This is a genomic window from Waltera sp., from assembly GCF_046969025.1.
In the GTDB taxonomy this organism is placed as follows: Bacteria; Bacillota; Clostridia; order Lachnospirales; family Lachnospiraceae; genus Acetatifactor; species Acetatifactor acetigignens.
In genome coordinates this window covers 1-25,266 of record NZ_JBKVQF010000017.1, presented here as the reverse complement: position 1 = coordinate 25,266, position 25,266 = coordinate 1, and the positions used below count along the sequence as shown (strand labels likewise).

The 25,266-nt window shown below is 47.6% G+C and carries 23 protein-coding genes; 3 read left to right on the top strand and 20 right to left on the bottom strand.

The window, feature by feature from the left end; all coding sequences use genetic code 11:
* Positions 1-108: 108 nt before the first annotated feature.
* The 7 genes from ACLTOH_RS10340 to ACLTOH_RS10310 form a co-directional block, all read right to left on the bottom strand.
* Positions 109-1,161: a GGDEF domain-containing protein gene (locus ACLTOH_RS10340; protein ID WP_412224089.1), complete on the bottom strand. Its 1,053-nt coding sequence runs from the start codon at positions 1,159-1,161 to the stop codon at positions 109-111.
* Between the two features lie 36 nt (positions 1,162-1,197).
* A complete protein-coding gene (miaB, locus tag ACLTOH_RS10335) occupies positions 1,198-2,613 on the bottom strand; it encodes a tRNA (N6-isopentenyl adenosine(37)-C2)-methylthiotransferase MiaB (RefSeq protein WP_412224087.1) in 1,416 nt (471 codons plus the stop codon).
* A gap of 42 nt (positions 2,614-2,655) precedes the next feature.
* Positions 2,656-3,888, bottom strand: a complete 1,233-nt coding sequence (pepT, locus tag ACLTOH_RS10330) for a peptidase T (protein ID WP_412224085.1) — start codon at positions 3,886-3,888, stop codon at positions 2,656-2,658.
* Positions 3,889-4,038: 150 nt separating this feature from the next.
* Positions 4,039-5,412: an alanine/glycine:cation symporter family protein gene (locus ACLTOH_RS10325; protein WP_118503939.1), complete on the bottom strand. Its 1,374-nt coding sequence runs from the start codon at positions 5,410-5,412 to the stop codon at positions 4,039-4,041.
* 115 nt (positions 5,413-5,527) lie between these two features.
* Complete coding sequence (locus ACLTOH_RS10320; protein WP_118503937.1) at positions 5,528-6,475, bottom strand: hypothetical protein; 948 nt, start codon at positions 6,473-6,475, stop codon at positions 5,528-5,530.
* Positions 6,472-7,932 (bottom strand): ATP-binding protein, encoded by a 1,461-nt coding sequence (locus tag ACLTOH_RS10315; protein ID WP_412224083.1) that lies wholly within the window; start codon positions 7,930-7,932, stop codon positions 6,472-6,474. The genes ACLTOH_RS10320 and ACLTOH_RS10315 overlap by 4 nt, the downstream gene beginning before the upstream one ends.
* Before the next feature lies 1 nt (position 7,933).
* A complete protein-coding gene (locus tag ACLTOH_RS10310) occupies positions 7,934-8,596 on the bottom strand; it encodes a response regulator transcription factor (RefSeq protein WP_412224081.1) in 663 nt (220 codons plus the stop codon).
* 480 nt (positions 8,597-9,076) lie between these two features.
* Here ACLTOH_RS10310 and ACLTOH_RS10305 point away from each other — a divergent pair, with 480 nt between their 5' ends.
* The 3 genes from ACLTOH_RS10305 to ACLTOH_RS10295 are packed head-to-tail and all read left to right on the top strand — an operon-like array spanning position 9,077 to position 10,112.
* Positions 9,077-9,247, top strand: coding sequence for a spore coat associated protein CotJA (locus tag ACLTOH_RS10305; RefSeq protein ID WP_022312479.1), 171 nt, complete (start codon positions 9,077-9,079; stop codon positions 9,245-9,247).
* Complete coding sequence (locus ACLTOH_RS10300) at positions 9,244-9,498, top strand: spore coat protein CotJB (protein ID WP_227733133.1); 255 nt, start codon at positions 9,244-9,246, stop codon at positions 9,496-9,498. Before ACLTOH_RS10305 ends, ACLTOH_RS10300 begins: the two co-directional genes overlap by 4 nt.
* On the top strand, positions 9,498-10,112 hold the full coding sequence (locus tag ACLTOH_RS10295) for a manganese catalase family protein (protein WP_022312477.1): 615 nt from the start codon (positions 9,498-9,500) through the stop codon (positions 10,110-10,112). Before ACLTOH_RS10300 ends, ACLTOH_RS10295 begins: the two co-directional genes overlap by 1 nt.
* Positions 10,113-10,256: 144 nt before the next feature.
* Here the strand turns inward: ACLTOH_RS10295 and ACLTOH_RS10290 are convergent, their stop codons facing one another.
* The 13 genes from ACLTOH_RS10290 to spoIVA all read right to left on the bottom strand — a co-directional run bounded on the left by ACLTOH_RS10290 (position 10,257) and on the right by spoIVA (position 25,144).
* A complete protein-coding gene (locus tag ACLTOH_RS10290) occupies positions 10,257-11,120 on the bottom strand; it encodes a DegV family protein (RefSeq protein WP_022312476.1) in 864 nt (287 codons plus the stop codon).
* 90 nt (positions 11,121-11,210) lie between these two features.
* Positions 11,211-12,650, bottom strand: coding sequence for a spore germination protein (locus ACLTOH_RS10285; RefSeq protein WP_117465634.1), 1,440 nt, complete (start codon positions 12,648-12,650; stop codon positions 11,211-11,213).
* Between the two features lie 84 nt (positions 12,651-12,734).
* On the bottom strand, positions 12,735-13,247 hold the full coding sequence (locus tag ACLTOH_RS10280) for a dUTP diphosphatase (protein WP_022312474.1): 513 nt from the start codon (positions 13,245-13,247) through the stop codon (positions 12,735-12,737).
* Between the two features lie 52 nt (positions 13,248-13,299).
* On the bottom strand, positions 13,300-13,809 hold the full coding sequence (gene nrdG / locus ACLTOH_RS10275) for an anaerobic ribonucleoside-triphosphate reductase activating protein (RefSeq protein ID WP_117465633.1): 510 nt from the start codon (positions 13,807-13,809) through the stop codon (positions 13,300-13,302).
* 19 nt (positions 13,810-13,828) lie between these two features.
* A complete protein-coding gene (gene nrdD, locus ACLTOH_RS10270) occupies positions 13,829-16,018 on the bottom strand; it encodes an anaerobic ribonucleoside-triphosphate reductase (RefSeq protein WP_262594691.1) in 2,190 nt (729 codons plus the stop codon).
* A 222-nt stretch (positions 16,019-16,240) separates the two neighbouring features.
* Positions 16,241-17,239 carry a helix-turn-helix transcriptional regulator gene (locus ACLTOH_RS10265; protein WP_022312471.1) on the bottom strand — a complete coding sequence of 333 codons (999 nt, stop codon included), beginning with the start codon at positions 17,237-17,239 and terminating at the stop codon, positions 16,241-16,243.
* Positions 17,240-17,242: 3 nt separating this feature from the next.
* Complete coding sequence (locus ACLTOH_RS10260) at positions 17,243-17,389, bottom strand: hypothetical protein (protein WP_022312470.1); 147 nt, start codon at positions 17,387-17,389, stop codon at positions 17,243-17,245.
* Positions 17,390-17,471: 82 nt separating this feature from the next.
* A complete protein-coding gene (locus ACLTOH_RS10255) occupies positions 17,472-19,190 on the bottom strand; it encodes a MutS-related protein (protein WP_412224079.1) in 1,719 nt (572 codons plus the stop codon).
* 103 nt (positions 19,191-19,293) lie between these two features.
* A complete protein-coding gene (locus ACLTOH_RS10250) occupies positions 19,294-20,724 on the bottom strand; it encodes an NCS2 family permease (RefSeq protein WP_118503923.1) in 1,431 nt (476 codons plus the stop codon).
* Between the two features lie 68 nt (positions 20,725-20,792).
* Complete coding sequence (locus ACLTOH_RS10245) at positions 20,793-22,097, bottom strand: amidohydrolase (RefSeq protein ID WP_022312467.1); 1,305 nt, start codon at positions 22,095-22,097, stop codon at positions 20,793-20,795.
* Positions 22,094-22,516 carry a cytidine deaminase gene (gene cdd, locus ACLTOH_RS10240; RefSeq protein ID WP_022312466.1) on the bottom strand — a complete coding sequence of 141 codons (423 nt, stop codon included), beginning with the start codon at positions 22,514-22,516 and terminating at the stop codon, positions 22,094-22,096. Before cdd ends, ACLTOH_RS10245 begins: the two co-directional genes overlap by 4 nt.
* 23 nt (positions 22,517-22,539) lie before the next feature.
* Positions 22,540-23,364, bottom strand: a complete 825-nt coding sequence (locus ACLTOH_RS10235; RefSeq protein WP_118669339.1) for a purine-nucleoside phosphorylase — start codon at positions 23,362-23,364, stop codon at positions 22,540-22,542.
* Between the two features lie 310 nt (positions 23,365-23,674).
* Positions 23,675-25,144: a stage IV sporulation protein A gene (gene spoIVA / locus ACLTOH_RS10230; RefSeq protein ID WP_337631461.1), complete on the bottom strand. Its 1,470-nt coding sequence runs from the start codon at positions 25,142-25,144 to the stop codon at positions 23,675-23,677.
* Between the last annotated feature and the right edge of the window lie 122 nt (positions 25,145-25,266).

The following is a 25,266-nucleotide window of genomic DNA, read 5'->3' as shown; positions in this document are numbered from 1 at the left end:
TCCTCAGTAAAAAGACCCGGGTGAAATTATAAAATTTTTATAAAATCACACGGGTCTTATCATAGCTCTATTTTTTAAGCTTTGCAAGCATTTTTTATTATTTTAAAACTATTCCACAATACGGTTTTTACCGTTATTTTTGGCAATATATAATTTTCGGTCCACAGAAGTAAACAATAGATCCAGCTGTTTATCAGCCTCATAACGTTCCATTCCACCGCTGATGGTAATATCCGTCTGTCTGGTATTCTGGGAATATCTCCTTAAGCCTTCCTGGATATTCCGGAATGAATTTAACACCTGATCCCGATCATCCTGTTCAAACACCAGCATAAACTCCTCGCCGCCGAACCGGGCTGCGATTCCTTTTCCCATCATTTCTTCCAGCATCAGTCTGCCGGCTTCCCGCAGTACATCATCACCGTATCCATGCCCATAGGTATCATTGACTGCCTTGAATTCATCTACATCCATCAATACGATCCAGAAGCTCCTCTCCGGCTTGCATATCCATTCATTCACCTGATTTACAAGATAGCGCCGATTATACAGTCTGGTCAGAGGATCATGGTTCGCTGCAAAGTTCAGATCCTCACTCAGACTCAGCAATTGCTTTCGTTGTTCCTCGTAACTTCTGAGCAATTCAAATATCATGGCAAATACAGACACTCCCACAATAACAAAGGACCCAAGCGTAGTTCCTATTTTACCTGCCGCATCCATATTTCTCCATACGGAAGGCCGTTCAAAGCTGTTCATCATAATCACCAGATATTCCAGCAGTGTAACCGCAAAAGAAACGATCACCACATTTCTCGGAAAAAATATCGCAAGTCCAACAACCCCCAGGATCAGATATACGATAGAGGCATCACCGTAGCAATAATACAAATAAGGAAATTCAAACCATACAAGTATTAATATGATCAAGACCGCCGGTATTTGCACCTTTTTCGTAGTCCATCCGGCAATGCCGATGGTCACGATCATCAGCAGGCATATCCCGCAGAGTATGGTCGGTAGTTTCGTACCGTGAATGCAGAAATTGCAGATTGTTCCGATCAGATTTGCAGTACACGCCGTTATCGTCAGGATCTGATACATTTTCCAGGACATGTCCTGTTCCAGTTCTATTCTCTTTTTCTTCTCTTGTTCTTCCATTTCGATTCCCTTTTACAATTTATTCGTCTGTCATATTCATGACTGAACCATATGTCCCATATAATAAAATCCATGGCATTCATCCAGCGAAACATTCACAAGCTTTCCCACCAGCGATGCATCTCCCGGAAAATGTACCAGCGTATTATTTGACATTCTTCCGGTCACTAAAGAATTGTCATTTTCATTGATCTCTTCTACCAGCACATCGCAGGTCTGTCCCTGATACCTGGATACCTGTTCCCTGGCTGTCTCCTGCACAGTCTTAAGCACCCGGTCAAACTGTTCCTTCACCTGCTCCTCTGGCACCTGTTCCATGGCTGCCGCCGGTGTTCCTGTTCGTTTGGAATAGATAAAGGTAAAGGCATTGTCGTATTTTACGCGGCGGATCACATCAATGGTCTCATCCACGTCTTCTTTCGTCTCTCCCGGAAAGCCTACGATAATATCCGTGGTAATAGCCATATCCGGGATCTCCCTGCGGATCTTCTCCGCCAGCTCCAGATACTGTTCCTTGGTATAACGACGGTTCATGGCTTTTAAAATCTTCGTGGAACCGGACTGTAAGGGCAGATGTAGATGTCTGCAGATCTTTTTCGAATGCTTCATCACCTCAATGAGTTCCTCCGACAGATCCTTGGGATGGGAAGTCATGAATCGGATCCGCTCCAGGCCTTCGATCTTCTCCACTTCCTGCAGAAGCTGCGCAAAGGTAATGGGTTCCTCCAGATTCTTGCCGTAGGAATTCACATTCTGTCCGAGCAGCATGATCTCCACCACACCGTCCGCCACCAGGCCTTCGATCTCCCGAATGATATCCTTCGGATTACGGCTTCGTTCTCTGCCGCGGACATAAGGCACGATACAATAACTGCAGAAATTGTTGCATCCGAACATGATATTGATACCGGATTTGAAGGGATATTTTCTCTCCACCGGAAGATCCTCCACGATCTTGTCCGTATCCTTCCAGATATCGATGACTATTCCTTCATTTTCAAACAGAGAACACAACAATTCGGCAAATTTGAAAATATTATGCGTTCCGAAGATCAAATCAACAAAACGATAACTGGTCTTGATCTTTTCGATCACGGAAGGTTCCTGCATCATGCAGCCGCACAGGGCGATCTTCATATGGGGATTTTTCTTCTTGTAACCGTTCAGTACCCCCAGTCTTCCGTAAACGCGCTGATTTGCATTGTCTCTGACCGTACAGGTATTGTAGATCACGAAATCCGCATTTTCGTCCTCAATGATCTCATAGCCCACTTTCTCCAGAATTCCCACCAGTTTCTCGGAATCCCTGGCGTTCATCTGACACCCGAAAGTCGTCACACAGCAGGTCGGCTTTCTGCCCAGCTTTTCTCCAAGCTTTGCCACATGACCGGAGGCTTTCTCCATAAAATAATACTGTCTCTCCGTTTCGTTCATTTGTGTTACATTCGTCATATAAAAAAATGTTGCCTTTCCAAATCAGTTTTTGTTCTCATCTTATCGATTCGCATATTTTGCTGCAATGGCGATCAGCAGTTCCGTAGTCTTCTCCATGGACTGTACACAAGCATACTCATATCTGCCGTGATAATTTTCTCCGCCGGTGCACAGGTTCGGGCAGGGCAGCCCCATGAAGGACAGTCTGGCGCCGTCGGTACCGCCGCGGATGGGCGATACCTTGGGCTCGATTCCCAGCTCTTCCATGGCAGCTTTCGCATTGTCGATCAGATGCATATGCTGCTCCATGATCTCCCGCATGTTATAATAAGAATCTTTCATATCCACTATAGCGGTACCTTCCCCATACTTCCGGTTCAGGAAATCCGCACAGGACAAGAACAACTCTTTTTTCTGTTCAAACAGCTGTCTGTTATGATCACGGATAATATAGTCCGCAGTAACTTCCTCCACATTGCCGCTTATAGCATCCAGATGGAAGAAGCCCTCATATCCTTCGGTATACATTGGATTCTGCTCTACCGGCAGCAGCTTCTGGAACTCCTGCGCGATGAGAATGGCATTTTTCATTTTGCCTTTGGCGGAACCGGGATGCACACTTCTGCCATATACATGAAGCTTTGCCCCGGCGGCATTAAAATTCTCATATTCCAGTTCACCCAGCGCACCACCGTCTACGGTATACGCATAATCTGCACCGAACAGTTTTACGTCAAAATGATCCGCTCCGGCACCGACTTCCTCATCCGGGGTGAAACCAATGCGGATCTTGCCGTGCTTTTTCTCAGGATGTTTTAACAAGTCTTCTGCCATAGTCATGATCTCAGCCACTCCTGCCTTGTCATCCGCGCCAAGCAGAGTCGTCCCATCGGTCACGATCAGATCTTTCCCCACATAATTTAACAGTTCCGGAAAATCCGCTGTCTTCATAACGATATTCTCTGCTGTATTCAGTACGATATCTTTTCCGTCATAATGCTCTACGATCCGGGGCTTCACATTGGTATCCGTCACCGCAGGCGATGTATCCATATGGGCGATAAATCCAAGTACCGGTGCATTCTCGTAGCCTGCGGATGCAGGAACGGTAGCATAGACATAGCAGTGCTCCTTATCATAAGTGATCTCTGTGGCGCCCATAGCTTCCAGCTCACTGACAAGCAGACCTGCCAGGTCATGCTGCTTCATGGTGCTGGGGGTCGTGGTGCTCTCTTCACTGGACTGGGTATCGATCTTCACATATCGCAAAAAATTCTCTATCGTCTTAGTCATAATCTCACTCCTAACGTTTCTACACAAATACAACTTATCCGGGCATGTTCTACTCTCAAATTCGAATAGCCATATTTTATTCATCATATCATGGTGGCCGCATCGCTTCAATATTTAATTTTATTTAAAAGGTAATTTCGGTGTGATCGTTCAGAGCTTATAGGTTCTTATTTCCCGGCAGATTCCCTTCGACAGCATCACTACCGCCAGTAGATTCGGCACCGCCATCAGACCGTTACAGATATCCGAGAAATCCCATACCGCTTCCAGCGAACAGACCGCCCCCAAAAAGGCAAACATTCCATAGCACAGACGATACCACCCTGTCCGGCGACTATTTCCAGCCAGATATTCAAAGGCTTTCTCTCCCTGATATTCCCAGGCAATAATTGTAGCAAACGCAAACAATGCGATAGATAGTGCAAGCATCCATTCCCCCGCCCTGCCAAATGTGGCGGAAAATACAGCGATCATAAGCGCTGTTCCGTTCAAAAGCTCCCCCTGCGCATCCCTCTGCCCCAGCATACCACTGGATGCTATGGCAAGCCCTGTCAGGGAACAGATCACAATGGTATCGATAAAAACTCCCGTCATGCTGATATAGCCTTGCCGCACCGCATCCGGTGTATCTGCACAAGCCGCACTGATTCCGGCTGCTCCGAGTCCCGCTTCGTTGGAAAATACTCCACGGGAGACACCATAGCGCATGGCCTGCCTGCCGGAACATAAGAATCCAATGCTCCCTCCTGCCATAGCTTTCGGGCAGAAAGCACCGCATAAAATCTGCAGAATTCCTGCCGGTAGATTATGTAAATGCGTAAAGATCACCATGCCTGTTCCGAACAGATAAAATACTGCCATGCAGGGCACCAGATATTCCGTGACCCTTGCTATTTTATCGATTCCTCCAAGGATCACCAGAATTGTAAAGATACCAATCACCAGTCCTGTCACTGTCCGGTCGACTCCAAAAGTCACTGCCAGTGCCTCCGCAATAGAATTCCCCTGCGTCATATTCCCCATGCCAAAGGAGGCTAGTACTGCGAATATGGCAAACAGTACCGCAAGGATCCGCCCCATACGTCTATACGGAAATGCATTTTGAAGAACATACATGGGACCACCCACCGGTTTTCCTTTGTGATCTCTTACACGATATCTGACACACAGCGTACTTTCCACCAGTTTGGTCGACAGCCCAATGATCCCGGACAAAAGCATCCAGAACAATGCTCCCGGTCCTCCCAGCACCATGGCAGTAGCCACGCCTACGATATTTCCCGTGCCTATTGTTGCCGCCAGTTCTGTAGTCAGAGCTGAAAAAGGAGAAACCCCTTCCCCATCTGTGCCTTTCCGGCTCTTAGGATGAAACACCAGCCCAAGTGCCGCCAACAGATTTCTCAGAGGAAGAAAGAACAGACTTATCATCAGATAGCAGCCACAGCCTAATAATAAAAAAATAAGCCAGGGTCCCCATACGATCCGGTCTGTCTGCTGTAAAAAGCCTGTTACCTCTGTGATCATAAAAAGTCTGTCTCCCCGACTTATTTTCTAAAATATATTCTTTATTTTTCTATTTTATACCGTTGCTATCACTGTCCGGCTGCTTTTCCGGATTCCTGTATTTTCCGGAATGTATTTACTGGATATCCGGCAGAAAACCCGGTATCTTTTCTGCGATCTCACGGATCCCGAACAGATATCCGATGCCTTTCTCCAGTTGTCCCTCGGAAGCATTGAGCAGTGTTGCGGTCAGATGCAGCTTATGCTCTCCGTATTCCAGCTCACACGTATACTTACCGTTGTCGTTTCCCATGGTTGTCTGCTCCTTCGCTTCTATTTCAGCCTTTTTATCCCACATGATCTGTGCATTGGTATCATAAGGCGCCTCTCCTTCGATTTCAATATAGGTCCCGGAATCATAATCATGCAGATAAGACTGCATATAATCGGTGATAAAATAATAAGGGGCATCCGCACCGATATCATCCCAGGTGACAGGTTCTGTCTCATCTTCCAGCACAACCTTCATAGCATAGAGTGTTCCGGTCTCGGAATCCACGACACACTCTATACTGACTCCCGTAACCTCCTCTTCCTTCATGCGCATACATATGTCATAGGCCATGATCGCGACTCCGTCCGACAGCTTTTCATCATACAAAATATATCGTTTGATGGAAATATGATCTGTATCCATATTTTTGAAAAAATAATCCTCCGGGATCACACCCATATCCTGAAAAGTGTAATTCCATTCCGTATTTAAAATATATTCATCGATCAGACTATATATTTCACCATCCGTTGCAGCTTCATAATCCTGTTCAGAGATATAGTACTGTTTTCCCAAAGCGATACCGTCTGCCAGATTTTGAAGTCTGCGCACAGTGTCTGTCTCATACTCTTCCTTCCAGACGGTATAATCCGTTCCTGTATTTGATATACTGACTGACCTGGTCAGCCTGCTTTTATCCTGCAATCGTAACAGCCCTTCCGGTCCTGCGAATGCAAATACGATCAGCACAAACAGTCCACCCATACATAGTAGGAAATTGCGCCGGTTCTTATTCTCCTGTTTTTTCATATTCCGCCTTTTGCTCCCCTGTTGCTTTTATTTTTTACAGCCTGCATTTTCCCGGGAAAATATAACCGTATTACCGTGCCTTCTCCAAGCTTGCTGTCGATTTTAAGTTCCCCCTGATGCAGGGTAATGATTTTCTGGCAGAGAGCCATTCCGATTCCGGCGCCGCCTTCTTTGCGGGACCTGGACTTATCTACCATATAGAAAGCTTCCGTGATCCGTGCGATCTCTTCCTGCGGAATTCCTCTTCCGTTGTCCACAACTTTTATTTCATACCCTTGTGGAAGTTTTCTTCCCTTCATAAGAATAAATCCGCCCTCTTCCACTGCCTTCACGGCATTGTCCAACAGATTATATAACAGTGACAGTAACAGATCCCGGTCTCCCCAGATCACTCCTTTTTCCAGATTGATCTTCCCACGAATTCCTTTCCGCTCAAAAGGAATCCGCATAGTATCCCGGATATTTTCTTCCAGATCCCTGGTAAGTATTCTTTTAAATTCCATCTCCTGTCTGTCCATTCCTACCAGCTCCAGTAATTTATGGGACAGACTCTCCAGACGTTTCCCCTGACTGAAAATATAATACGTGGCCTCCCCCCGTTCCTGTTCCGTCAGTTCATAAGAATTCAACATATCTGCATAGCCGATGATGGAGGTCAGCGGTGTCTTCAGTTCATGGGCAAATGCCGCTGTAAAGTCCTCCTTCTGTTTCGCTTCCAGCTCTTTTTCTTCCATCTGACGTACCAGTCTGTCCGTCATCCGGTTAAAGCTCCTGGACAGTTCTCCGATCTCATCTGTGCCCTGATAGACAGCTCTCTTCTCAAAATCCCCTCCTGCAATCCTTCCCGCAGTGCGGTTTAACTGCTCTATGGGGCGGGTCAGATATCTGGACAGCAAAAAAGCTGCCAGACCACCGATCACCAACAGACCTGCCAGCGCAATACCATATTGTCGCATCATACTACTCCGTTCTTCATAAATGCCGCTCAGATCCTTCAGGATCCCTAGATATACCGTATCTGCCGAATCCGTCGCCTGATCTGTGATAATGCTGAGCAGATAATAACACGTTCCTACCTTGCGGACACCGTAGACCTGATCTGCACCGGGATCCATAGTCCGGAGCATTTCCTCCGCAAGCCTCCTGATCTCATCCTGCGGCAGCTTCAGGCTGCCCTCCAGAGTGATCGTGCCATCTGTTTCAAGGATCATACATTCCGTACCGCTCTGACCGGTCATCCGTTCTGTTGCGGAATTTCCTGCCTGTATCCCAGCAAATTCCGCTCCGTATTTTTCCATGTTCTGATACACCATATCATATATGGTCTGAAACAAAAGATTTTCCCGTTTTCCCTGTTCTGTCTCCCGTTCCAGCATCCGGTCAAAATAGGAAGACAGCATGAAAGTTCCAAAGAGCAGAAAAATCACTGTAAGAAGCGCAATCACTGAAAAAAACAATTTATGAGCGAACTTCATTCAACCGATACCCCACTTTATATACCGCTATAATAATATTTTCCCAATGTAGCTTTTTCTTCAGCCGCTGTACATGCAGGTCCACCGTGCGGCTCTGTCCCATATATTCACCGCCCCATACGGTCTCGTATATAGTCTCCCGGTACAAAGCCCTGTTTTTATTTCTTGCAAACAATAACAGAAGATCAAATTCCTTCGGTGTCAGATAGATTTCTTCTCCATCCAGTGTCACTCTGTGGGATGCCGTATCTATAGTTACATTGTTGACCTGTATCATCGTCTCCGTCTTATGATATCTGCGCAGCACTGCCTCTACTCTGGCCAGAAGCTCCACGATCTCGAAAGGCTTCGGCAGATAATCATCTGCGCCCATGCGAAGCCCTTTTACTTTATGTTCCGTAGAACCCAAGGCTGTCAGAAAGATCACCGGAAGCTCACAGGCTTTCGCATAATCCATCAGTTCATAACCATTGATTCCCGGCAGCATGATATCCAAAAGTGCCAGATCGAATTTCTCCCGCTCCATAAGATCCGCTGCGGTCTGTCCGTCCGGTGCCCAGGTGCACTGGTACCCGGCTCTCGTCAGATTGATCCGGATCAGATTGGCAATGGGCTCCTCATCTTCTGCAATTAATATTCTAAGCATTTCCCTGTCCCTCGACCACATTTCATAAGCTCACGAATTCGTGCTATCGCACTCTGCATCCTGCTTCGCAGCCGCTTGTTTTATAATACGATTTCTCCGTGCTATCGCACTCTCGAAATCGTAACAGACATTCACAATCCGCTGTCCTTCGACCACGCTTCCCAAGCTCACGAATTCGTGCTATCGCACTCTGCATCCTGCTTCGCAGCCGCTTGTTTTATAATACGATTTCTCCGTGCTATCGCACTCTCGAAATCGTAACAGACATTCACAATCCGGACTACCGTCCTACTTGTTCATGTCTGTTTACTCCCCTCATAGAAAGTACACCTTGCCTGCAAGCAGTCATGTGGACTTTCTATGGGTGAGTTTATTATAGCATATCTCATCTTTGTATCCAATTTGTATCATCTATTTATTTGGCACTATTTTTTCGTCCGATCATACCATATATTAAATGAATTATTGGAAAGGATTGCTATGAAAGACTATTCTTTTGAAGAACATTTTGAAAAATATCCACTGGCCATGGCCTATGTTCCCTGGCAGCATTTCACCAAAATGTATGAGAATCTGGAAAAAGGCTACCAGGCGGGTACCATTTTTCCGGAGCTTGACAAACCTTTTACCGGAAGGAGATGCGTAAAATGAACAGTGAAGAAAAAATGCTGCACGACATCGGCATTGCCGACTTCGTTCTGACGGATCTGATGCTGTATCTGGACACTCACCCCACAGACCGGAATGCCATGGAGTATTTCAACCATTATGCCAGAATCAAGACACAGATGGAGCGGGAATTCTCCAGAGAATATTACCCCCTGCGGAAAGATCTGGCAGAAAGTAACAAGGAGTGGCGCTGGGGCAACGCTCCCTTACCCTGGGAAGGAGGATGTAACTGATGTGGAGTTATGAGAAAAGATTACAGTTCCCTGTAAATATCAAGGAACCCAATGCCAAACTGGCCCAGGTCATCATCTCCCAGTACGGTGGCCCCGACGGGGAAATGGGTGCCAGCATGCGTTATCTGTCCCAGCGTTATTCCATGCCCTTTAAGGAAGTGGCAGGACTGTTGACGGATATCGGAACTGAAGAGCTTGGACATTTGGAAATGGTTGCCACCATCGTTCACCAGCTGACCCGTGACCTCTCCATGGAAGAGATCGAGAAAAGCGGATTTGCCAATTATTATGTGGATCACACCATTGGTGTCTGGCCTCAGGCAGCAGGCGGTGTGCCCTTCAATGCCTGTGAATTTCAGGTAAAAGGAGACATCATCACAGATCTGCACGAAAGTATGGCTGCAGAACAGAAAGCCCGCTCCACCTACGACAACATTCTGCGCCTGATCAAGGATCCGGATGTCTGTGACCCCATCAAGTTCCTCAGAGCCCGGGAGATCGTCCACTACCAGCGCTTCGGTGAAGCCTTGCGCATTGCCCAGGATCACCTGAACTCCAGGAACTTCTATGCATTCAATCCCGGATTTGACCGCTGTGATTCCTGCGAGACCTGATAACTTTTTTACCATGCACGCTTCCAGAATCCAATTTTGTATCAAAACAATTTAGAAAAGGCTGCCGGTTCCGAATCCTATAATTTCCGCTTCGAAACTGGCAGCCTTTTTTCAATTTTCAGAATTATCTCTTTTCGCCAGGTATTATCTCTCTTCACCCATGAAGAACAATGCCAGTGTTCCGGGGCCAGAATGAGAACCAATGGTGGGGCCCACATAGTTGATGAGGAAGCTGTCCATGCCAAAACGCGCCTTTACCAAGTCTCTCACCAGTTCCGCCGCAGGCAGATCATCACCGTGGCTGATGAAAACAATATCGTTCTGGTCACGGTAGGATCCCATCTTCTCCTCCATGTAATCCACCAGTGCATGCAGAGATTTCTTACGTCCTCTTACCTTACCGATGACAATCAGATGTCCATCGTTATCTACATGAAGCTTGGGTTTGATACCGGCCAGTGTTCCTACAAACGCCGTAGCCTTGCTGACACGTCCGCCGCGGTAGAGGTGATACAGATCATCCACGGTAAATACATGTACCAGATGCAGACGATTATTCTTCACCCACTCTGCCACTTCTTCCATGGATTTGCCCTGATCTCTCAAAGTCACTGCCTTGTGGACCAGCAGTCCCTCTCCCAGAGAAGCGCACAGACTGTCGATCACGATGATCTTGCAATCGGGCTGTTCCTCCATGATCTCATCCGCCGCGATCCGCATGCTGTTGTAAGTACCGCTCAGTCCGGAGGAAAAAGCGATACAGAGGATCTCTTTATTTTCTTTCAGATATTCCGTAAAATGAGCCTTTGCCTCCTCAGGGTTGACCTGGGATGTAGTCGGCATCTTGCCCTGTCTCATCAATGCATAGAATTCTTTTTCGGGAAGTTCCTGTCCTTGTCCATAAGTCACACCATCCATGATATAGCTAAGGTTCATGCATCCAAGATCATGTTCCTTCAGATACTCTACCGGCAGATCAGCAGTACTGTCTGTAACGATTTTAAACATTGGTTACCCTCCTGATGCTATCAATTTTTCCTAAGCATACATCAAAAGGGCACCCATTTCAATTTTCGCTGACAAAAGTGATACATTTTGTCACATTTTTCTGGTTCCTGGCATTCTTCCACGGAAGAAACGATTTCTCATTTTTGCTCTGTCAAAAGGAATCAGCGGATACAGATAGCTTTGTCCGGAGATTGTCTTATTCGTAAGGAGCGCCAGCGCAAATATAATCAGTCCGGCAATATAACCCAATATTCCGAAAAGCTGTGTCAAAATCAGATTGAGGATCCGCATAAATTTCAAGGCATAACCCAATTCATAATTAGCCTGCGTGTAATTAGCAATGGCCACAAATGCCATGGCAAGCATAACCTCACTGGAGAACCACCCACTCTCCACCGAAAATTCTCCCAGCACCAGCGCCGCCATGACACTCAAGGGAGTACTCAGCATATTCGGTGTGTTGACCGCCGCCAGCCGCAGTCCGTCAATGGCCAGCTCCAACAGTAAAAACTGCAGGATCAGAGGCACATTGGGATCCTCTTTCAGAATAATAAATTCCAGATTCTCTGGGATCCACATCCGATGATTCATAAGGAGCAGATATGTGGGTGTCACGAAATACGTGAGCAGTGCGATCAGGAAACGGGTCAGACGCAGATACGTTCCGGTGACCGGCGGAAAGTAATAATCATCCGCCTCTTCCACCACATCAAAGATCGTGGTGGGCAGGATCATGGCAGAAGGGGAATTGTCCACCAGGATCACCAGATTGCCTTCCAGCACCTGGGCTGCCGCCGTATCCGGCCGCTCCGTGTATTTGAACTTCGGAAACGGATTGTACCACTTCCGCTGGTACAGACATTCCGCCAGGCTTTCCTGATTCATGGCCAGAGCATCCACCTGAATGGAACGGATCCGTTCCCGGATCTGCGTAAGAAGTTTCGGATCCACACGGCTCTCCATATAACACAGTACGATATCTGTTCTGGAATTCTCCCCGGCATTAAGCATTTCCATATGAAGATCCGTACTACGGATCCTGCGGCGGATCAATGCTGTATTGAATACCACTGTCTCCACGAAGCCGTCCTTGGATCCCCGGAGTACCTTGTCCTTGTCCGGCTCCTCCACCCCTCTGGTGGGATAGGTTCTGGCATCGATCAACACCGCCTTTTCATAACCGTCCAATAACAGGACAAAGACGCCGGACAGCAAAGCTCCCAGTATTTTCTCCCAGGTATCGTCCAGATCCACCTCCACGTAGGGAATCGCGATTTTGGACATCTCATGGGCATCCTTTGGGAAGTCCTCCGCCTTCAGATCCATCAGATACTGTAATATTTTCTGCATCAGTTCGTCCTTGCAGAAACCATCGATCAGATACATGCAGGCATCGGTGTCACCGAGACGAATCACCCGGTGAATAATATCGAAATTGGTTTCCAGTCCCATCAGTTCATCCACATACTGCATATTCTGCTGAAGCTTTTCCGATATTCTGACGAGCTTTGGTTGTTTGTTCTGTGGCATAAAAAATCCCCCTTGGGTCTATGATCTAAATTTCATCATGTCCCATTCGGGGGATTTTATTCTGCTATTTTGTTGTTTTACCTGTTACTTCGTGGTGCTTCCGAAGCCGCCGTTACGGATTCCTTCCGCATCATCATCTTCCGTGATGCCATACTGCATAAAGATTCCCTGTGCAAATCCGGTTCCCGCAGGAACCTCCACGGTCTTGCCTTCATTGGAATCATTGGTAATCTTCATGAAGATATGTCCTTCATTATCTGAAAAGAAATAGTCACTGTCAATGATGCCCACGGTATTGTTCATCTGCAAACGGTATTTAAAGCCCAGTCCGCTTCTCGGATAAATCTGTAATACCCAGTCCTCCTTCATTTCAGCACGAATGCCGGTAGGAATCTTGATGGTCTCTCCCGGGGCCAGGGTAAAGGCAAACGGTGCGAAGAAATCATAGCCTGCGCTTCCTTTCGTGGCTCTCCTGGGAAGTTTTAAATTTTCATACATTTCCTTGATCTGTGCTTCCGTATACTGAGGATATCCCTCCTGCATGGCAGTCAAAAACTGCCCCGGACTTACAAAATGAAATTTTGCTATTCTGTGCATTGTCTGTTCTTTCCTTTTTCTTCTTACATTACCGGTTGAAACCAGCCGCTTCCTATGCGTAATCCCCGCAGTGCAATACCGGCACCCGTCTATGGTCACTGGCCAGGGTCTTCTTCACATCGATCACCCGCTGGTTCTTACTGCCCTTCCACAGGAGCTTTACATCTTTTTCCTCCACATGGAATTCACCGTCTACTACCACATCCACATACTGCATCACCGGCAGATCACAGATGTCTTCCCAGCTGTCCCCGGTGTACATCCAGATCGTTTTCGTGGGATATTTTTCCCGGATTTCACTCATGAGGTCTCTGACATCCGCCCGGTTCACGGGATGCATCGGATCTCCGCCGGAAAAGGTAATACCGGAAATGTACGGCTTTTCCAACTGTTCGAAGATCTCCTGTTTTGCGCTTTCGTCAAATAAGAGTCCTCCGTCAGGATCCCAGGTAATAGGATTCTGGCATTCCTTGCAGCAATGGTTGCAGCCTGCCACCCACAGTACGACCCGCAGACCATCGCCGTTCAGCATATCGTCCTTGGTTATATTATGATATCTCATTTATCTGTCCATCCTGTCTCTACATACTTTTCCGCTCTGCGATCTCCGCCATCTTGGCATCGTTCAGTCTTGTATCTCCATGTACTCTGGAGTAAGACAGATAGCCGTTCATACGGTCGATCTTGGTCAGATTCCGGCTGCCGCAGACAGGACATACATCCATTTCCAGTTCCTGATGGCCACAGTCGTCGCAGTAAGCCAGAGACAGATTGACACCCTCGTAGAAGCCCATATCCATGGCTCTGTGGATCAGTGTCTTGATGGCTTCGGTATTGTAATCAATTGGATATTTTACATACTGGATCTTACCGCCGTTGCTCAGATCCCAGAAACGGTTCTCCAGATCCTGTTTCTGGATCGGCGTAATATCCTCTGTCACATGGCAATGGAAGCTGTTGCTGACATATTCTCGGTCGGATACACCCTCGATAATACCGTATTTTTCACGGAACTGCTTGACCTGAAGACCGCACAGATTCTCCGCTGGGGTTCCGTAGATGGCATACAGATTGCCGTCCTCTTCCTTGTACTCGGAGATCTTCTGGTTGATATGCTCCAGAACTTCTACCGCAAATGCACCGTCTTCCACCAGTGATTTGCCGTTGTACAGTTCCTGCAGTTCATTTAATGCCGTAATGCCGAAGCTGGCCGTAGCGGATTTCAGTAACGGTTTGATCTTGTCTGTCAGCTTCAGATGTCCACCCAGGAAACCGCCCTCGCAATATGCCAGAGGATTCGTGGACGCACGCATTTCTCCCAGATAAGCATAGGTCCGGATATGCAGCTGACGGATCAGTTCCAGATAATAATCCAGCACTTCATAAAAGTCTTTGCTTTCTTTTCTTGCCTTGGCCAGAATCATAGGCAGATGCAGGGATACCGCACCGATATTGAAACGTCCCACAAATACCGGCTGGTCCTTGTCATCTGCAGGATGCATGCCGCCTCTCTCATACCATGGAGACAGAAATGCTCTGCATCCCATGGGAGATACGATCTTGCCATACTGCTTGTACATGCTTGCCACATAGCCCTTGCCGGTAAGACTCAGCCAGTCGGGATACATGGTCTTGGCAGAGCATTCCACACCTGCCTCGAAAACATCCTCCAGCGGCTTTCCGGGGCCGTGCAGATTCTCATCATATAAGAATACGATCTTAGGGAACAATACAGGCTTCTTGTGGTCCTTTTTGCCCTGTCCCTTTCTGCGGACATCCAGCATGGTAATAGTCGCCATCTTTGCAAATTTACCGGTGCCGGTTCCTGCGGTCACGGTAATAAACGGATAATCACCACGGCTGCTGGCCACAGTATTGAACTTGTACTCCCACCCCTGGAAACCCTGTTCAAATTCTTTCTGGACATCTGCCAGTGCCTCTGCTTCCGCCACATCTGCGGCAATACCCAGACGCTCATATTTTGCCAGCGCTCTGTTATAAGACTTCTCCGCATACGGCTCCAGGATCAGATCCACGCTGGGTACGGTGAATCCGCCGTACTGCTGGCTGGCTGCACTTAAAACGATATCGCCGATAACATCAAACGCCACATCCAGTGTCTTCGGCTCATTGTACCAGATATTGCCCATCTCAAATCCGCCGGTCAGTACACTCTGCACGTCGAACAGACAACAATTCATGGTATCTCTTCTGGCGGACATGTCATGGACATAAATATAACCGTCCCGGCAGGCCTGGATCTCTTCCGTGGTCAGGAAGAACTTCTGGTACAATTCCTTGTTCAGCTGATTGAAGATCAGGCTGCGCTTGGTGGATACCAGTGCGGAATCCGTGTTGGCATTTTCCTTGTCTCCGATGTACATGATGGACTGGCTCTTTTTGTAGACATCATCCAGCATCCGTACAAAATCCTGCTTATAGTTACGATAATCGCGGTAGCTTTTTGCAACGACCGGTTTTACCTGCTCTAAGGCACTTTCCACAATATTGTGCATAATGGGAATGGGTACTTCATCCACTTCCAGTTCATTTACTTTTTCTACCACATGCCGGCAGATCTGCTCTTTTTCTTCTCTGGTGAATTTTGTCAGGGCACGGTACGCACTCTTGCCTACAGCGCTGATCACCTTCTGTACATTAAAAAGCTCTTTGCTCCCGTCCTTTTTAACGACGTAGATCTCTCTGTCCGGTCTGAACTTTTTGCCATAATCTTCATTTTCTTCATGGGCATGTTCAAAATTACTGCTCATCTTTCTCTTCCCTTCATCCGATAATCCCCGGCTGTTGCCCGGATTTACTGTATTCCCCTCACTTACGATAACGTTTGTAGATACCATATATGGTATCTGTAGTCATCAAAAAGCAATATATTGTGGGTACTATGTACCAGTATAAAAAAGAATCCCTGGCTTGTCAACGAGGGATCTCTTAGAAAACTATACAAAAAAGATTTTCAAATTTTGGGTAACTTTTTATTCCGCCTCCTGTGACTGTTCCCGTAAAATATCTGAAAGCCACTGTACATAGCGCTTTTGTACCGCTTCCGGCGCTACGATACGGGCCCCCTGTCCGATACCGGCCAGCCATCCGAAGAACTGTCCGCTGACCGCCACCTTTGCCCGGATCCGGAACACTTCCTCCGACATGGGACGGATATCCGTCTCCCTTCCGAAGCGGTCCAGTACCACGCCGGTCAGGCGCACCGGAAACTCCATGGTCACCACGCTCTCCTCTCCGGCAAACATGCCGAAGGTCTGGTTCGTATAGGAGGTCACATCGATCTGTGAAAACTGTTCCACTCCTTCTCTGGGCAGATCCGTCACTTCCGCCTGTCCCATCTTGTCCACACGGTAATGCTTGATCACTCTGTCTTCACTGTCGTAGGCGGCCAGATAATAATTTTCCTCCCGCCAGATCAGGGCCCAGGGACTGACGCATTTGTTGCCGTTTGGTCTGGGCACCAGCTGCTTTTTAAGATTCCAGTCCAGGTAGACGAAAGAGATCTGCTTATTTTCCTGAATAGCCCGGTGGATCGCATCAATGCTGTAATAAATGCTCTCATTCTCCGTCTTGACTCTTCCGGCCACATAGACCTGTCGCTGCAGTTTACCGGCATCGTTTTTCCCGGCGATCTGCTCCAGCTTCCGGATCAGTTCTCTGGATTTTTTCGTGGTGATAAACCGGGAAGACTGTACCGCGTCCACCAGCAGCTTTAATTCCGGAAGTTCAAACTCCCGGCTGCCCAGATAATATCCGCCTCCCAGTCTGCTCTGCACCTGCACCACATCATAGCCGAAATCCGCAAGACATTCCATATCGTTGTAGATACTCTTGCGCTCTGCATGGATTCCCTGATTTTCCAGATATTTGATGATATCCGGTGTGCTCATTGGATGGTTTTCATCCGTGTTCTCCCGCAGCATCTTGATCAGATATAAAAGTTTTAATTTCTGTCCCGAAGATTTTGCCATGGATTATTCTTCTGTCTGTTTCTTTTCCTCTGCTGCATTCTTTTTCTTGCGCAGAGTGATTCCCAACGTAATGGCCACTGCACCTACAACCGCAATGACTACCAGTACTACCAGATAAGATAAAAATGAATTCAAAAAGCTTACTGCCATAATGTCTTCTCCTTTTCCCGATATCTTTGTATCCCGAAACTATTGCATGTATTAGAAGTATACCAACGAAATCCCCGTATCGTCAAGTGTTCCCTTCGGATATGGCCGCCGGTGTATTTATCCATTTTCCTGTCTTAAGAAAATTTTCCGCCTGTCCGGAAGCCTTCTTTATGATCTGTTCCTCATACCCCATCATCTGAAGCAGACGGATCGCATTTCTGGTGGATGCTTTTCCCGGCAGTAGCTGATAGGGGAACAGGATATCACCGTCCCGGATCACTTCCTCAAAATGATAGTTGTCATAGTATTCCTTCAAAAGCTCCGTCATTTCAATATCATGGGTAGCGGCAAAACCAAGCGTTCCGCTCTCCGCCAGACGGATCAGGATCTGCGTTGCCGCGGCGATCCGCTCCACCGTATTGGTTCCCCGAAGCACCTCATCCACAAAACAAAGCACCGGAGTTCTCCGTTCCCCGGCCGCATCCAGGATTCGTTTCAATGACCGGATCTCCACAATATAATAGCTCTCCCCGTTTTCCATGCTGTCCCGCAGGGCCATGGAGGAAAAGATCTGAAATATCGGTGCATGATAACTTTCCGCCGCGCAGGTATGGATCGTCTGTGCCAGAACGGCATTCACCGCCACCATTTTTAAGAACGTGGATTTACCGGAAGCATTGGACCCCGTAAGCAGAATTCCTCTGTCCGCCCGGATACTGTTTTTCACCGGCTGTGACAACAGCGGATGCCAACCCTTCTTCATATGCAGAAAAGCTTTCTCCGTATCTTCTTCCAGTTCCGGAATACAGTACCCTTCCAGAGATTTCCGAAATCCGCCTACGGATATGGCCATATCCAGGTACCCGGTGATTGCAAGCATGTTTTCCACTTGTCCGGTCTTTTTCCGCAGCTTTTCCAGCATCCGGTTAAACTGAAAGATATCCAGATGCAATATCATCCGCAGATAATCCGCAAGGATATCCAGAGGATTTCCACCAATCTTTCCCTGATTTCCAGCCATGACCCAATAGGCTCCCCGCCTCAACTCCCGCAGGCTCTTCAGTGCCTCCCGAAGTTCATCCAGTTCTCTCCTGTATGCCGGTATTTTCTGCTTCTCCAGTTCTTCACATACATCGATCAGCCGTAATACATAAGCGAAGCTGATAATATACGGTTCGATCACTTTTTTCTCCCGAAAATATGTCATGATATGCCAGAGCATACACAAGACGATTCCTATGGTACCCATCGCAGGCTGTACGAACAATAACAGGAGAAATGGAAGGTACAGCAGATTTCCCAGCACAATCTTACGGTTGGAACGCTCCCCCAGATAATCCAGGTTATCCAGATAATCGTAGAGAGAATATTTTCCCAGATGTCCCAGCCGTTTCATCAACAGCTGGATCCTTACTTTTATATTCTCCTGCTCCTGCAGCCAGTTAACCACTTCTTCCAGATGTTCCAGTGCCTCTCTCCCGCAGGAAATATTCCGGAGCGTATAGTACAGATATTCCTCTCCCGCCGCAGAATAGGTCCGGTCGATCCGGCGAAAGACCTCGTCCATTCCCAGATCGTTCCATGTGATATCATCCAGCTGCTTCTCTTCCTTATGCCGTTCCAGATAGCTGCCCAGTCTTGCAAACCTCTCCAGTGAATATTCCTTCGGTGGTTCTTTTCCGTAATTTTCACGAAGATACTTCTTGAAAAGTTTTTCCTGATTTTTCGTCTGTATCAGCTCCTGCACTATCATAAATATAAAAAGCAAAAGCAATACGCCCGCAAATACAACAAATTCCATATTTTTTCTCACTTTTCCGGATATAAGAAGGCAGGCACCGCGCTGTGCAGTGCCCGCCCCCATATTCTGACCTGTTTTTTATATTTCTTATTTGTAAAATTCTTTATGCGACAATAAAGAACTTTAACAGGAAGATCAAGGATAATACATAGGTAAGTACGGATACGTCCTTAGCTTTACCGGTAAATACCTTGATAACGGTATAGGTGATCAGACCGATACCGATGGCATGTCCGATAGATCCGGAGATCGGCATGGCGATCATCATCAGAGCCACGGGAAGCGCCTGGCAGATGTCATCAAAATCTACATTCTTAAGACCTGCTACCATAAGGACACCCACATAGATCAATGCGGAAGAAGTAGCTGCCGCAGGAATGATACCGGCGATGGGTGCGATGAAGATACATGCAAGGAACATAATACCGGTGGTCAGTGCGGTCAGACCGGTGCGTCCGCCTGCTTCCACACCGGAGGCAGACTCTACGAAGGTGGTAACGGTGGAAGTACCGGTTACGGAACCTGCCAGAGTGCCTACTGCATCAGACAAAAGTGCCTGCTTCATGTTAGGCATTTTTCCATCCTTATCCAGCATTCCCGCACGGCTTGCGGTTCCTACCAGAGTACCGATAGTATCAAACATATCAATGATACAGAATGTAACGATCAGAGTAATTGCAGTAAACCAGCCAATCTGTGCAAATCCCTGGAAGTTAAACTTAAACAGTGTAGTGGACGCCATATCTCCGAAGGCCGGTACGAAGGATGCAGTTGCCAGAGAAGCAAAGGGATTGGTTCCCAGGAAAATGGCCTCTCCTGCCCAGTAGATGATGCTGGCGATCAGCATCCCCAGTAAAACAGCACCCTTGACACCTCTCTGTGCCAGAACAACAATGGCAAACAGACCTACGAACATGGTAACAACCGACAACACCATTGCGGAATATCCGGATCCCATATTGGTCTTAGCCAGTGAAGGAGTCAGTGCACCGAAGAAGTCTCTCATAGCATAGAAAGGTCCGCCGTTCTCGGAATAGATTCCTGCATTGGAACCGACGCCGATGTTTAACAGCATCAGACCGATGGCCGGTGCGATACCGAGACGTACGCCCAAAGGAATGGCATCCACGATCTTCTCACGGATATTCAGCACGGAGAGGATCAGGAATACAATACCTTCCACCAGAACAATACACAGGGCAGCCTGGAAGGATGCCACATAGGTCATGCCGGTCAGGGCTACGATATTGGTTACTACGACTGCAAAAAAGCTGTTCAGTCCCATGCCGGGTGCCATGGCAAAAGGCTTGTTTGCCAGAAATGCCATTACGATGGTACCGATGGCGGATGCAATACAGGTTGCCAGGAAAACACCGTTCCACAGCTCCGGCATGGTATCCTTGCCAAAACCGGTCAGCAGGTTCGGATTCAGGGCTATGATATAAGCCATGGTCATGAACGTGGTCAGTCCGGCAATGATCTCTGTCCTTGCGGTGGTGTTGTTTTCCTTCAGTTTGAAGATTTTTTCTAACATCTTTTCCCTCCTAAGTATTCTGGGAGCCATGCGGGGAACTCCGTTCTATGTCTTCTGAGTTATTTTTCTTACTCAGTCAACAGTCTCTTTACGATCTTCTCGCATTTTGTGTAAATACGTTCCGGATTCTCTCCCACATTAAATTCTCCGTTACGATACAAAATCTTGCCGCCGATCATGGTCATGCAGACATTGGACTTGCTGCCGCTGTAAACCAGATTCTTGGGGATGTTGTGAATGGGATGCATATTGGGCTGGTGCAGATCGATCATAATAAGATCTGCATATTTTCCCTTTGCAAGAACATCTGCGCGGTTCAGGCGCATTGCCTTGGCACCGTTCACCGTTGCCATCTTCAGTACCTCCACGGCATCCATGCTGGACGCATCCTTCTCTAACAGTTTGCTTAAGCCGGTGACTAAGAACATCTCCCGGAACATGTCCAGACAGTTATTGCTGGCCGGTCCATCGGTTCCAATGGCTACCGGGATCTTGTGCCGCACATAGTCGGCAATGGGTGCAATGCCGCTGGCCAGTTTCGTGTTGGAGCCGGGATTCGTGATCACATACATCCGATGTCTGCGGAAGACATCCATATCCTGTTCCGTCACATGAACGCAGTGGAAACCTCCTCCGCCAAAATCAAACATTCCCAGAGAGTCTAAGAACATGGGCGGTGTCATTCCGTAGCGAGCCTTACACTCTTCCACTTCCTTCTCCGTCTCGGAGATATGGGCATATACCGGTGTCCGGTAATGATGTGCCATTTCCGACACTTTCCAGAGCAATTCCTTGGAACAGGTATATTCCGCATGAAATCCCAGCTGGTAACTGATCAGGGAATTCTTCTTATTCCATTTTAAAAACTCCTCTTCTACCTGTTTTGGAGAAGAGCTGAAATTGTTCAGTCCGGATACCAGTACACAACGCATTCCGGTGTCCAGACAGGCCTCAGCAATAGTATCCGGTGTCAGGTACATATCGAAAATGGAAGTCACTCCTGAGGTCAAGTATTCCAGCACTGCCAGTCTGGTCAGTTCATAGATGTCCTCACCTGTCAGTTTTGCTTCCAGAGGAAATACCTGCTTGTTCAGCCACTGATCCAGAGGCAGGTCATCTGCCATGGAGCGCAGGAAAGTCATACCGGAATGTGTATGTGCATTTTTAAATCCGGGCATCAGAAGGTTTCCCTTGCAATCCAGTTCGATATCCCACGCAATTCTGGGGAACTGGGATTTGTCCCATTCCTCCGCAAGTTCTTTCTGTTCCGCCACATAGGCGATCTTGTCGTTTTTTACCCATACTTCACCATAGAAGACTTCTCTGCCGGGTTCCATGGTGAGAATTCGTGCATTATATAATCTGATATTCATCTGATTGCATCTCCTCCAAATCCAAAGGGAAGTAATTCTTTTAAGGTATATCGTTGATAATCCTGTTCACTATTTACCACGTAGATCACAAAATCATCCCTGCAAAATTCCTGCATCACCTGTCTGCAGATACCGCATGGATACGCATATTCCACCGGTGCCTCTCCGGATATTCCTCCGGCAATGGCAATGGCTGTAAATTCCCGTTCTCCCTCGCTGACCGCCTTGAAAAAGGCGGTACGCTCCGCACAGTTCGTAGCTCCGTAAGAAGCGTTTTCAATATTACCGCCAAGGTATCTGTGTCCATCCGCAGTCAGTAGTGCCGCTCCCACCGTATAACCGGAATAAGGAGCATATGCCAGTTTTCTGGCTTCCAATGCCTGGCTGACCAATGCCTTTTCTTCTGTCTCCTGGATCATCCGCATCTCCTTTTTCTCTGTGTCTATACAAATTTCTTCACAGATTCCGTTACCAGCTTCTTGAATCTGGGAGCTGCCATATCCGCAGCTTCCTGTACTTCCTCATGATTCAGAGGCTGATCTGTCATTCCCGCCGCCAGATTACTGATACAGGAGATGCCACAGATCCGCATTCCCATGTGGTTGGCAGCAATTGCTTCCACCACTGTACTCATGCCTACCGCGTCACAGCCAAGTGTCCGGAGCATACGGATCTCTGCCGGAGATTCGAAGGACGGGCCGGTCAGCTGGGTATAAATACCCTCCTGTAAATAGATACCGTTCTCCTTCGCGGTCTCACGGATGATCTGCTGTAAGTCCTTGTCATACACATGGCTCATATCCGGGAAACGCAGTCCCAGTTCATCCATGTTGGCACCGATCAGAGGATTGGGGGCAAACACGGAAATATGATCTCTGATCAGCATCAGGTCACCGGCATGGAAAGAAGTATTCACACCGCCTGCCGCATTGGTCAGAAACAGAATCTCAGCGCCTAACAGTTTCATCAGTCTGGTGGGCAGTACCACATCCGTCACATCATAACCTTCGTAGTAATGTACTCTTCCCTTCATGCACACCACAGGAATCTCATCGAGATAACCGAAGATAAATTTACCGGCATGCCCCGGTACGGTGGAAACAGGAAATCCCTTGATCTCCGCATAAGGGATCTCTGTCACCACACGGATCTGTTCCGCATAATCGCCCAGGCCCGATCCCAAAACGATCGCCACCTTAGGTACAAAATCCGTCTTTTTTCTCACACACTCATAACAGTTCTGTAATTTTGCATATACCTGATTCATCTATATCCTCCGTTTAGCCGTATTTTCATGCAATTTAGCAAATATTCTTCCTGTTTTTCAGAAAAATAAAGCAAAGTCAACAAAGGTATTATACAAAATGCACGGGAAAAAAGCAATGGAAAGCTAACATTCCATACAATTTCTCCGTGCTTCGCACTCTCGAAATTGTAACCCACATTCGCATTTCGGACTATCCCACATTCGCATTTCGGACTATCGTCCTCCCTGCTCATGTGTGTTTACTCCCCTCATAGAAAGTCTGCTTTGCCTGCAGGCAGTCTCGCAGACTTTCCATTGGTGGGTTATGGAATCATATAATAATACAAACCATGCCACCGTTGCTGTCGTTGACGATCTTCTGCATGGTATCCTGGAGTTTCAACTGGCTCTCTTCTCCGATGGAAGCAACTTTCGTGGTGATGCCGTCATCCACCAGCTGTTCCACAGTCTTGCCGAAGATATTAGTCTCCCAGATACCGTGCTCCGCCTCCGCCTGATCGATAAAATGGATCAGATCCTGAGCCTGCTGTTCTGTGCCCACGATGGGAGCGATCTCTGTCTCGATATTTGCGCGGATCATATGTATGGAGGGGCTGCTGGCCTTGATTTTGACACCAAACTTGTTGCCATGGCGGATCAATTCCGGCTTCTCCAGTGCAATGTCTTCTCTGTCCGGAGTCACAACGCCATAGCCTTTGATCTTCACCATGGACAATGCATCCTGCACCTTCATATATTCCTTTTTCATTTCTGCCAACTCTTTTAGTTTATTCAACAGTTGGTATTCATCCTCTACGTTCTCTCCTAACATTCCGGAAAGCATTTCGTAATAATACCTGTCGTCGATTCCTACCTGTACCGGAACAATACCGTTCCACAACTGCACCGGCTCCATCTTGCAGCTTTGAATATAATCTCCCTGCAATTCCACAGGGTGTCCCGCCACATCCCGAATCCGGTCATAGCTGTTCATCAATTCCCGGATCTGTCTTAACAGGTCCTGTTTTACCGCATGATCCACCGGAAGCATATCCATCCATTTCGGGAAATAAAATTCCACTGCTGTCAAAGGAAATTCATACAGGATTTTTTCCAGAAGGCGATTAATATCTTCCTTTTTCAGTTGCTCGCAGTTCACCGGCATCACGGCCACATCGTATTTCTTACCGATTTCCTCCGCTACCTGTCTGGTCTCCTCGGAATAAGGTTTCTGGCTGTTCACCAGCACAAGGAAGGGTTTTCCGGACTTTTTCAGCGCCAGGATCGTCTTCTCTTCCGCTCCCAGATAATTGCTTCTGGGAAGTTCCCCGATACTGCCGTCCGTAGTGATCACAAGACCGATGGTGGAATGATCCCGCATGACTTTATCCGTGCCGATCTCTGCCGCCTGGGTAAACGGAATCTCTTCCTCCGACCAGGGAGTCTTCACCATGCGCTCCGCATCTTCTTCCATGTGTCCCGCCGCACCGTCGATCATATATCCCACACAGTCGATCAGCCGTACCGATACTTCAATATCATCGTTCAGTCGCACCTTTGCCGCTTCGTTGGGAATAAACTTTGGCTCCGTAGTGGTAATGGTCTTACCTCCCGCGCTCTGAGGCAGTTCATCCTGCGCCCGCATTCTGGCATGTTCATCCTCCATATAGGGCAGCACCATTTCATCCATAAAGCGCTTGATAAATGTAGACTTTCCGGTCCTCACCGGTCCCAGTACCCCTATGTAGATTTCCCCTCCCGTCCTTTGTTGTATATCCCGATACAGATCGTATGTATTCACTGCATAGTCCATAAAAATACCTCCTGCCATTGGTGTTATATGTATATGCAGGATGCAAGCAATTATGAATTAACTGGAAAGTTAGTAAAGAAATGCTATCAAATCCCCGTAGCCCTTGGCAA